Below are 10,093 nucleotides of genomic sequence, written 5' to 3'. Positions count from 1 at the left end.
CAACAGCTGGAATGCCAATAGCCACCTGAGCCAGGCCAGTGCGCTGGAGGGGATGGATAAGCAACGGATCAACGACACGATTTCCGCGACGCTGTATGCGGGGGCGGCGTTGACGGCGGTGGTGGATATGCAGATCAGGAAGGGGTTGGGGGTTAAGGAGTTCACTTTTCGCTTATCTGCTGCGCCGACGCTGACGCTATTTGGTGGTGTTATTGGTGGGTTTTCAGCTGTTGCATCGGGGATGGAATTTCTATCAATACAAAAGCAATTAGAGGGTGCTCACACTTCTATCGATCCCTGGTTGGTGATGCGTCACTCTGTCGTCGCTGGACAGGTAGCTGCTTTTAGTGCCCAAGCGCTATTAGGCGTGGCCTATACCGCCAAGGCTATCGCCGGTGTCATGACCGTCGACGCCGCGATTGCGGGTTATCTAGTGTGGATGGGGCCTATCACGATACTGATTGCTGGACTGGGTGTGCTGTACCTGATCGCCTGGTTTTTCCAGCAAAAGCCATTGCAGACCTTTCTTGCCAACTGTTGCTGGTCCAAACAACGGGCACGCGACCTGAGGTCTGTTTCGCCCGAGGCGCAGCAGCAGGAACTCGCCCAGTTGTACCGCCTCCTGTATGCGCCGAAGGTCAGTGTTGAAGTGCTCAACACTCTGACCTATTCAGCCCATCCCTACATTAAACGCAGCCTCTCGGTCATCAGAAGCCTGACCCTCGACCTGCCGGGTGCGGAACCCCACAGCACCTACCTGGCACTGGCCATTATCGGTGACCCGATCGATCGTGATACCTGGGATATGCAGCTGGAGAGGAACCCGCTCAGCACCGCCGCGCCGCCGCGCTTATGGTGCGATGTAGTTAAATACTGGCTGGCGGAAAGCCGCTGCAGTTGGATACCTCACAAGGAGGGGCAAGGCCTGCGTTTGTGCGGTGAGTTTCGCCTGTCGAACAACCTCAGTTCGCACCCTGCCAATGTTTCGCTGCGCGTGTGCTACCGGACACCACTGATCTCGCTGCTCGGCGAGGACGCCTTTGTCGGTGGCGAACGGGGCATGGCCTTTACCATCACCCATAAAGATGGCGTCATCACCCTGCGTGACGATCCCACCCCTGATCTGGACCGGGCACGACATTACCTGTTGAGTGATCAGCAGCAATGCTCGAGCTACCTGCAGCCGACGTGGCGAAATGAGTAGGCCCGCAGCCGGTACAACCCAAAAGCGCCTGTTTTCACAACGTGACTATCTGGCGCCCTTGCCGATCCCGACCGGTGAGCAGCCGGCGGATGTGCTCAACACCATCTGGCGCAAGAATGAGGTGTTTCTGGATATTGGGAGCTACAGCATTGGCTCGGGGGTGATGGTGTTGTGGCCGCTTGTGATGATGTTTTTAGGTTTGGCTTACGGCTTTAGAAACATCTCGCCGGAAGGTAGTGTGCTGACTCTTTCCATAGGAGGGGTTATAACGGGCATCCCGGCACTAATTCTCATCCAAAGCCTGTTCCGCCCAGTCCCCTTGCCCTTGCGCTTCAACCGCCAGCGCCGCGAGGTCTGCGTCCCCCGCGAAGATGGCGAGTACTGGATTGTGCCGTGGGAATCGGTGACCGCAGCGGCCGTCCAGCATTCGACCGTCAGCCAAGGGGGGCGAATGGAAATGGGGCTGTTAGTCATCGGCTTTGATAACCCCGATCCAAATGCGCAGGAAGGCAACCAGCATTTCAGCCTGGGCTTCAACTGCGGTGGCGGTACCACGGCAATGGCCTTGTGGGAATGCATGCGCAGTTACATGGAGGTCGGACCGCAGGCAGTTGCTGACCGCACCGCTCGGTTACATCGACCCAAAGGCATTCTGGCAACTTACATCGATGACTGTTTTGAGGCCGCACAGCGCAAGGGCTGGTTTTTGACGTTGTTGTGGGAAGGTTTTTTCGGTCTGTTTATTTTCAACACATTACTGATTGATGTGCTGGAACGCTGGAAGCTCTCACCGCCACCGGACCTGCCTTACCCCGAGATCAGCGAATGGTCAAAGCCCTTGCCACCCGAACAATGGGCCAAGCGCTCACCTGAGCTGGAAGCGGCAATCGCTGAACGTGAGGCGGAGCTGGCGGCAAACTCGGCGCCAGCGTCGAACCGGGAATGTCATGAGTAGACCCATAGCCGGTACGACCAGGAAACGCCTGTTTTCACAACGTGACTACCTGGCGCCCTTGCCGATCCCGACCGGTGAACAACCGGCGGATGTGCTCAACACCATCTGGCGCAAGAATGAGGTATTTCTCGATATTGGGAGCTACAGCATTGGCTCGGGGGTGATGGTGCTGTGGCCGCTTGTGATGATGTTTTTGGGTTTCGCCTATGGTTTTCGGGATATAGCACCAGAGGTCAGTTCGATTGCTCTGTGGGGGGGAGTCATCATTACAGGCATCCCCGCACTGATCATGATCCACGGCCTATTTCGCCCAGTCCCCTTGCCATTGCGCTTCAACCGCCAGCGCCGCGAGGTCTGCGTCCCCCGCGAAGACGGCGAGTACTGGATTGTGCCGTGGGAATCGGTGACCGCAGCGGCCGTCCAGCATTCGGCCGTCAGCCAAGGGGGGCGAATGGAAATGGGGCTGTTAGTCATCGGCTTCGACAACCCCGATCCGAATGCACAGGAAGGCAACCAGCATTTCAGCCTGGGTTTCAACTGTGGTGGCGGTACCACGGCGATGGCCTTGTGGGAGTGCATGCGCAGTTACATGGAAGTCGGGCCACAGGCGTTACCTGAAGCCAACGATTTTGAAGGTGCCCGTGCAAGGCTCAAAGGGCGAAACGTCTTCTGGGGTGAATGTTGCAATTACATGGATGGGATTCGCGAGTATGCAGTCACTGGGCGCATGCACAAGGCGCTATGGCTGGTTTTTGCCCTGTTCGTGTTCGGTGCGCCTTTAGCCTTCATGCTGCAAACCTGGAAACTCTCACCGCCACCCGACCTGCCTTACCCCGAGATCAGCGAATGGTCAAAACCCCTGCCACCCGAACAGTGGGCCAAGCGCTCACCTGAACTGGAAGCGGCCATCGCTGAGCGTGAGGCGGCGCTGGCGGAGCTGGCGACACCGGCGTTGTAACAACTTTCGGAAGCGTCCTACATCTCTCTGGAAGGGCATCTGCTAGCGTTCGACTCCTTCGTATTTTGGGCGTTCCGGTAGGCGCGAGCGCACCGTTTACTGCCACTGCCAAAACGGACAGCGAGTGTTCGCCGTTACCCATTGCGTGTGATTCAGCCTGGTCTTCTATGGCCTGAGCACGGCTTTCAGCGGTTGATCTTTAGCGGCAATTCGGGCGCCAAAATACGGAAGTGACTGAAGTACTGCCAGAAAAACCATGGGACGGATCAGTGTTTTGCCGGAGGGATTGCTTTGGATGATGTGGTCAAGCAGGACGCAACCGAATGGGATGACAACCCGTTACTCCAGCGTGTGCCACGCCTTCGCGAGGCGTTGGTGCGGTTGGGGCTTGTGTGTCTGGATCGCGAGTGGTTAGGCCCGAGGGCCGCGTATCGCTTCAGGTGCAGTCGCAACCATGTGTTCAGCAGGGCGCTTCTGGTCATTTCAAACCCGCGCTCAGGCGGGTGCCGGGCCTGCGTGGCAGAGGATCGTGATCGTCGGTTGCTGGCCAAGGCCCGGTGCGCGGGAGTGGAGTGTCTGGAGCCGGCATGGCTGGGCATTACGGCAATGCATCGCTTCCGTTGCCCGAAGGGGCATGAGTGGAGCCGTAAGGGCTCCCATGTCTTGCGTAGCGCCAACTGCCCGGCCTGCGGGCATGAGAAGCACAGCCTGCGCATGCGCCGCAAGGACGGTTTGCTCAAGTTGCAGCAGGTGGCCGCTGCGCACGGAGGCGTGTGCCTGGCCGAGGTGTATGTGGGTGGGCAGCAGCCCTACGCCTTTCGCTGTGCCGAAGGGCATGTCTGGGCGTCGCTTGGCAACGAAGTGTTGAGGCGTACCTGGTGTCCGGAGTGTGCCCGGCTGCGCAAGGTGGCCGAGTACCGTCTGAAGGATGGCCTGCAACGGTTGCAGCGCAAAGCGGCAGAGCGGGGCGGTGTGTGCCTGGCGGATCGCTATGAGGGGTCCGCTGCACGCTATCTTATGCGTTGCGCAAAGGGGCATGAGTGGCGCGCGACCGGTAAGCGGCTTCTTCGCGGCACCTGGTGCACGGTGTGTGTCCATGATGCCAAGCGCTTGAGCATTCGGGATGCCCAGCGCGAAGCGCAGGCGCGTGGTGGGCAATGCTTGTCTACAACATACGTCAACAACAGTACCAAGCTGCATTGGGTGTGTGATCGTGGGCATAGCTGGCATGCCCCGCTGGCAACCATCAGGGCCAGGCACTGGTGCCCCGAGTGCGCGTACATGTCGAGGATCAGCAGCCGCAGGTCCCGGGCCATGTCGCGCTACATCGAGGCATCGACGTCCGTTGCCGATGATTGGTTGTTTGCCTCGTCGCCGGACCCGGTGATGCTGGCCGTTACGGGTGAACGTTCAGCAGAGCCATAGTGGCGAGTGTCGTTTGGGTGGCAGGTAGTCAAACACGCGAATGGTCGCCTCGAGGCTGCAATGGGTGGGTGTCGACTTGATTTCCTCGATTTTCCCGACTTCTATCAATACAGGCCCTTCATGTGCTGAGGTGCCTGCCCAGCCTGCCGTTGAACACTGGCGCCGTAATGGTCAAGGAGTATTCTCTCAGTTCTCAATCCTGGTCGTTGATGATGCCAAACAAAGCGCTGCGAATCCTGATTGCCGACGAACACCCCATGCAGTTGCTGCAATTGGAGAAGATGCTCAACGCCATGGGCTATTACCGGATCGCGCCTGTACATAGCTTCGATGAGTTGCAGCGTCTGGTGCAGAATGCGCTGCAGCCGTTCAACCTGTTGATTGGCAATATTGACCTGGCCAGCCATGCCGGGGTCGATCTGGAGCGTTTTTGTCGCGTTCATGCGCAGATCCAGCACGCCTTGCTCTATGAGTCGCAGCATCTGAGAATCCCTGCCGTGCCTGCCGGCAAGCGCCAGGCGGTGAGCGTAAGGCTGCCGAAGGTGCCGGACAGCGAGTCGCTGGAGGCGTTCATGGCGATCATCGACGCCCCAGTATTGATTGCTCGTTTGCCCGGGCCTGGTGGCCATGCCGACGTGCCCAAACAGGTCGGGCGTAGCCCCAGCCTGGGGCCGACGGTCTTTTCCCGGCATTCCTGAAACTGTTTTTGCTATCCTCTTGCGCTTGCCCAGGCGCGCCAGGATGCGCGTTGACTGTTTCTCGACCACGGATCCCGCCATGACTGCCTCCCTCCCTGTGAGCCCGCTGCGGCTGTCGCGTAGCGACCACAAGACCCTCGGCCTGGCCGCCCTTGGCGGTGCGCTGGAGATCTACGATTTCATCATTTTCGTGTTCTTTACCCTGACGCTGAGCCAGCTGTTCTTCCCGCCGCAGATGCCAGAGTGGCTACGTTTGCTGCAAAGTTTCGGCATCTTTGTCACCGGTTACCTGGCTCGGCCATTAGGCGGCATTCTGATGGCGCATTTTGCCGACCATCTAGGGCGCAAGAAGGTGTTTAGCCTGAGCATCCTGATGATGGCGCTGCCGTGCCTGCTTATCGGGGTGATGCCTACCTACGCCGAGATCGGTTACTTCGCGCCTCTGCTGTTGTTGGCCTTGCGTATCTTCCAGGGCGCTGCGGTCGGCGGTGAGGTGCCCAGTGCCTGGGTGTTCGTCGCTGAACACGCGCCCGCCGGGCGCCGTGGCTATGCCCTGGGTTTTCTGCAGGCGGGGTTGACCTTTGGTTACCTGCTGGGCGCGCTGACCGCCACGACCCTGGCACAACTGTTCAGCCCCCAGGAGATCCTTGATTACGCCTGGCGGTTTCCATTCTTGCTGGGTGGCGTGTTTGGGATGATTGGCGTATGGCTGCGCCGTTGGTTGAGTGAAACCCCCGTGTTCCTGGCCCTGCGCGAGCGCCGTGAACAGCCGGTGGCATTCCCCTTGCGTGCGGTGTTGCGTGAGCATCGTCGGGCGTTGGTTCCGGCTGTTCTGCTGACCTGCGTGTTGACCTCGGCGGTGGTGGTGCTGGTGGTCATCACCCCCACGGTGATGCAGCAACGGTTTGGCATGACGGCCGGCCATACCTTTGCCTTGAGCAGCATCGGCATTGTCTTTCTTAACATTGGCTGTGTGTTGGCCGGCCTTTTGGTTGACCGTATAGGGGCCTGGCGCGCCCTGACCCTCTACAGTCTGGTGCTGCCGCTGGGCATTGCGGGCTTGTATGCCAGCCTGATCGGTGGCTGGGCCTGGCCTGGGCTTGCGTACGCTGTGGCGGGTTTGAGCTGTGGTGTGGTTGGCGTGGTGCCTTCGGTCATGGTGAGCTTGTTCCCGGCACAGATTCGTGTGTCGGGCATTTCCTTCACCTACAACATTGCCTATGCCCTGTGGGCCAGTGTCACGCCGCTGATGTTGATCGCCTTGATGCCCTGGAGTCCTTGGGTCTGTGCTGGTTTCGCCCTTGTCATGGGCACTGTCGGTGCAGCCGCGGCGGTGTACTTTGGCGCCAGGGACGATGGGGCGTTCGCCGACGAGGCGTTGCAGTGTTAAGCGGCTAATGCTCGCAACAAAAAAAAGCCCCCTCGACCTGAGCGGTGAGGGGGCTTTCTTATGCGTGCTGCTTACATGTTCGGGTAAGTCGGCCCGCCAGCGCCTTCCGGCGCGACCCAGGTGATGTTCTGCGAAGGGTCCTTGATGTCACAGGTCTTGCAGTGTACGCAGTTCTGGGCGTTGATCTGGAAGCGCTTGTTGCCGTCTTCCTGGGTGACCACCTCGTAGACGCCTGCAGGGCAGTAGCGTTGAGCAGGCTCATCGTACAGGGGCAGGTTGGTCTTGATCGGGATGTTCGCATCCGCCAGTTTCAGGTGGCACGGTTGTTCTTCCTCATGGTTGGTGCTGGAGAGGAATACCGAGCTCAGTTTGTCGAAGCTGAGTTTGCCATCTGGTTTCGGGTAGTCGATCTTTGTCGAGTCGGCTGCCAGCTTGAGGCAGGCGTAGTCCGGCTTGGTGTCGTGCAGGGTGAATGGCAGCTTGCCGCCGAACCAGTTCTGGTCGACATAGTTGAAGGCTGCACCCAGCAGCGGGCCGAACTTGTGCATGGCCGGGCCGAAGTTGCGGCTGGCGAACAGCTCTTCGTAGAGCCAGCTGGCCTTGAAGGCATCGACGTAGCTGGTCAGCTCATCGCCGCCTTCCTTGCCTGCCAGCAGCGCTTCAGCCACGGCGTCGGCCGCGAGCATGCCGGACTTCATCGCGGTGTGGCTGCCCTTGATCTTGGCGACGTTCATGGTGCCCAGGTCGCAGCCGATCAGTGCGCCACCCTTGAAGACCATTTTCGGCAGCGAGTTCAAGCCGCCTTTGGCCAGGGCGCGGGCGCCGTAGCTGATGCGTTTGCCGCCGTCGAGGTACTGCTTGAGTACCGGGTGGTGTTTCAGGCGCTGGAATTCGTCGAAGGGCGACAGGTAGGCGTTGCCATAGGACAGATCGACGATCAGGCCGACCACGACCTGATTGTTTTCCAGGTGGTAGAGGAAGGAACCACCGGTGTTTTCGGTGGACATGATGTCCAGCGGCCAGCCAGCGGTGTGAACCACCAGGCCTTGTTGGTGCTTGGCCGGGTCGATTTCCCAGATTTCCTTCAGGCCGATGCCGTAGTGCTGCACGTCGGCTTCGCTGTCCAGATTGAAGCGCTTGATCAGTTGCTTGCCGATATGGCCGCGGCAACCTTCGGCGAACAGGGTGTACTTGCCACGCAGTTCCATGCCCGGGGTGTACAGGCCTTCTTTCGGATTGCCTTCGCGGTCGACGCCCAGGTCGCCGGTGATGATGCCGCGGACCACGCCATTTTCGTCGAACAGCGCTTCCTGGGCGGCAAAGCCCGGGTAGATCTCCACGCCCAGGTTCTCGGCCTGCTGCGCCAGCCAGCGGCACAGGTTGCCCAGGGAGATGATGTAGTTGCCTTCGTTGTGCATGGTTTTCGGCACAAACAGGTCAGGTACCTTGACCGCGCTGCCAGCGTCTTTCAGAACGTAGATGTCGTCGCGCTTGACCGGTGTGTTCAGCGGGGCGCCGAGCTCTTTCCAGTCAGGGAAGAGTTCGTTCAGCGCGCGCGGTTCGAATACGGCGCCGGAGAGGATGTGTGCGCCGACCTCGGAGCCTTTCTCGACCACGCAGACGCTGATTTCGTTACCGGCTTCGGCGGCCTTCTGCTTCAGTCTGCAGGCGGCGGACAGGCCTGCCGGGCCAGCGCCGACGATGACCACGTCGAATTCCATGTATTCGCGTTCCACAGGTTCTCTCCTACTCAAGGCTCATCGTTTTTTCTTTATTGGCGGGTGCCAGGCGGTCATCGGTCAGGCGTTAGGGGCGATGCCTTTGCTGTAGCTCGGGCGATGACGTACTACACCGCTTTCTCTTGGCCGCGCATTATATCTACACCACTTGCGCGGTCCAATACAAACGTTTGTTTGAATTTGCCGCAGGCCAGTAAAATCAAAGAGGCACGGCTTGAAGCTGGCCGGTTTGCCGTATTGACCGGATTGGGCGTTACGGTCAAGATACGAGCGGTTTTACGCTCGCCGTAGGCTGATCGTAGGATGCAGGAGCACCCCTAAAACCTGGCAAAAAGCAGGGCAGTTAAGCCAAAACCCGCTTTGTAGTGGAGTTTACACGCCACGACACAGAATGACTCACGGGTTTTGCTAATAAAAGGTCAAAAAAGGACTGAGCAGTCAGTTCAGGCGGGCCTGCCCGAAATCGTTTTTAGAGGTGCCCTTGTACCCACGCGCAATCGCCGGGCCTGCCCCAGGCGACATTCTTTTCACCGGAGAGTAACGAGGAATCCATGAAGGTTCTTGTAGCTGTCAAACGAGTGGTCGACTATAACGTCAAGGTTCGCGTCAAGGCGGACAACTCCGGCGTCGACCTTGCTAACGTCAAGATGTCCATGAACCCCTTCTGCGAGATCGCCGTGGAAGAGGCCGTACGCCTGAAGGAAAAAGGCGTGGCGACCGAGATCGTCGTCGTTACCATCGGCCCGAGCACGGCCCAGGAGCAACTGCGTACTGCGCTGGCGCTGGGCGCCGACCGCGCCGTCCTGGTCGAGTCCGCTGAAGAGCTCAACTCCCTGGCCGTGGCCAAGTTGCTCAAGGCTGTCGTCGATAAGGAACAGCCTCAGCTGGTGATCCTTGGCAAACAGGCCATCGACAGTGACAACAACCAGACTGGCCAGATGCTGGCTGCGCTGAGCGGTTTCGCTCAGGGCACCTTCGCGTCCAAGGTTGAAGTCGCCGGTGACAAGGTCAACGTGACCCGTGAAATCGACGGCGGCCTGCAGACCGTTGCACTGAACCTGCCTGCCATCGTCACCACCGACCTGCGCCTGAACGAGCCACGCTACGCTTCCTTGCCAAATATAATGAAGGCCAAGAAGAAGCCGCTGGAAACCGTTACCCCGGACGCCCTGGGCGTTTCCACCGCTTCCACCACCAAGACCCTGAAAGTCGAAGCGCCTGCTGCACGCAGCGCGGGTATCAAGGTCAAGTCGGTTGCTGAACTGGTCGAGAAACTGAAGAACGAGGCGAAGGTAATCTAAATGACTATCCTGGTTATCGCTGAACACGAAAACGGTGCCGTTGCCCCGGCTACCTTGAACACTGTTGCCGCTGCCGCGAAAATCGGTGGCGATATCCACGTGCTGGTTGCTGGTCAGGGCGTTGGCGCGGTAGCGGAAGCTGCTGCGAAAATCGCTGGCGTCAGCAAGGTGCTGGTTGCCGACAACGCTGCCTACGCGCACCAGTTGCCAGAGAATGTTGCACCGCTGGTTGCCGAGATCGGCAAGGGCTACAGCCACGTGCTGGCGCCTGCGACCTCCAACGGCAAGAACATCCTGCCGCGCGTTGCCGCGCTGCTGGACGTCGATCAGATCTCCGAGATCATCTCGGTTGAGTCGGCTGACACCTTCAAGCGTCCGATCTACGCCGGCAACGCCATTGCCACCGTGCAGTCGAGCGCTGCA

7 protein-coding genes and 2 pseudogenes are annotated in these 10,093 nt (G+C 59.4%); 8 read left to right on the top strand and 1 reads right to left on the bottom strand.

Going from position 1 to position 10,093, the window contains the following annotated elements; genetic code table 11:
- The 6 genes and pseudogenes from IE038_RS24595 to IE038_RS23325 all read left to right on the top strand — a co-directional run.
- Positions 1-1,204, top strand: a pseudogene (locus tag IE038_RS24595) (toxin VasX); the annotation flags it as partial.
- A complete protein-coding gene (locus IE038_RS23345; RefSeq protein ID WP_163934009.1) occupies positions 1,197-2,159 on the top strand; it encodes a hypothetical protein in 963 nt (320 codons plus the stop codon). The pseudogene IE038_RS24595 and the gene IE038_RS23345, both read left to right, overlap by 8 nt.
- Positions 2,152-3,117 (top strand): DUF6708 domain-containing protein, encoded by a 966-nt coding sequence (locus IE038_RS23340; RefSeq protein ID WP_163934007.1) that lies wholly within the window; start codon positions 2,152-2,154, stop codon positions 3,115-3,117. Before IE038_RS23345 ends, IE038_RS23340 begins: the two co-directional genes overlap by 8 nt.
- A gap of 516 nt (positions 3,118-3,633) precedes the next feature.
- Positions 3,634-4,542: a hypothetical protein gene (locus tag IE038_RS23335; RefSeq protein WP_163934005.1), complete on the top strand. Its 909-nt coding sequence runs from the start codon at positions 3,634-3,636 to the stop codon at positions 4,540-4,542.
- A 212-nt stretch (positions 4,543-4,754) separates the two neighbouring features.
- Positions 4,755-5,240: a histidine kinase gene (locus IE038_RS23330; RefSeq protein ID WP_229775728.1), complete on the top strand. Its 486-nt coding sequence runs from the start codon at positions 4,755-4,757 to the stop codon at positions 5,238-5,240.
- A 79-nt stretch (positions 5,241-5,319) separates the two neighbouring features.
- The gene (locus IE038_RS23325) at positions 5,320-6,630 is read left to right on the top strand and encodes an MFS transporter (protein ID WP_189396382.1); all 1,311 of its coding nucleotides are present in this window, start codon (positions 5,320-5,322) and stop codon (positions 6,628-6,630) included.
- 71 nt (positions 6,631-6,701) lie between these two features.
- Here the strand turns inward: IE038_RS23325 and IE038_RS23320 are convergent, their stop codons facing one another.
- The gene (locus IE038_RS23320; RefSeq protein WP_163934002.1) at positions 6,702-8,366 is read right to left on the bottom strand and encodes an electron transfer flavoprotein-ubiquinone oxidoreductase; all 1,665 of its coding nucleotides are present in this window, start codon (positions 8,364-8,366) and stop codon (positions 6,702-6,704) included.
- 554 nt (positions 8,367-8,920) lie between these two features.
- Between IE038_RS23320 and IE038_RS23315 the strand changes: the two genes are divergently transcribed.
- Both IE038_RS23315 and IE038_RS23310 read left to right on the top strand, forming a co-directional pair.
- Positions 8,921-9,670: an electron transfer flavoprotein subunit beta/FixA family protein gene (locus IE038_RS23315; protein ID WP_163933999.1), complete on the top strand. Its 750-nt coding sequence runs from the start codon at positions 8,921-8,923 to the stop codon at positions 9,668-9,670.
- Positions 9,671-10,093 (top strand): annotated as a pseudogene (locus tag IE038_RS23310) (electron transfer flavoprotein subunit alpha/FixB family protein); the annotation flags it as partial.

The organism is Pseudomonas laurentiana (assembly GCF_014648275.1).
Classification (GTDB): domain Bacteria; phylum Pseudomonadota; class Gammaproteobacteria; order Pseudomonadales; family Pseudomonadaceae; genus Aquipseudomonas; species Aquipseudomonas laurentiana.
The sequence above is the reverse complement of the archived record's forward strand: the minus strand, read 5'-3'. Positions and strand labels throughout refer to the sequence as shown.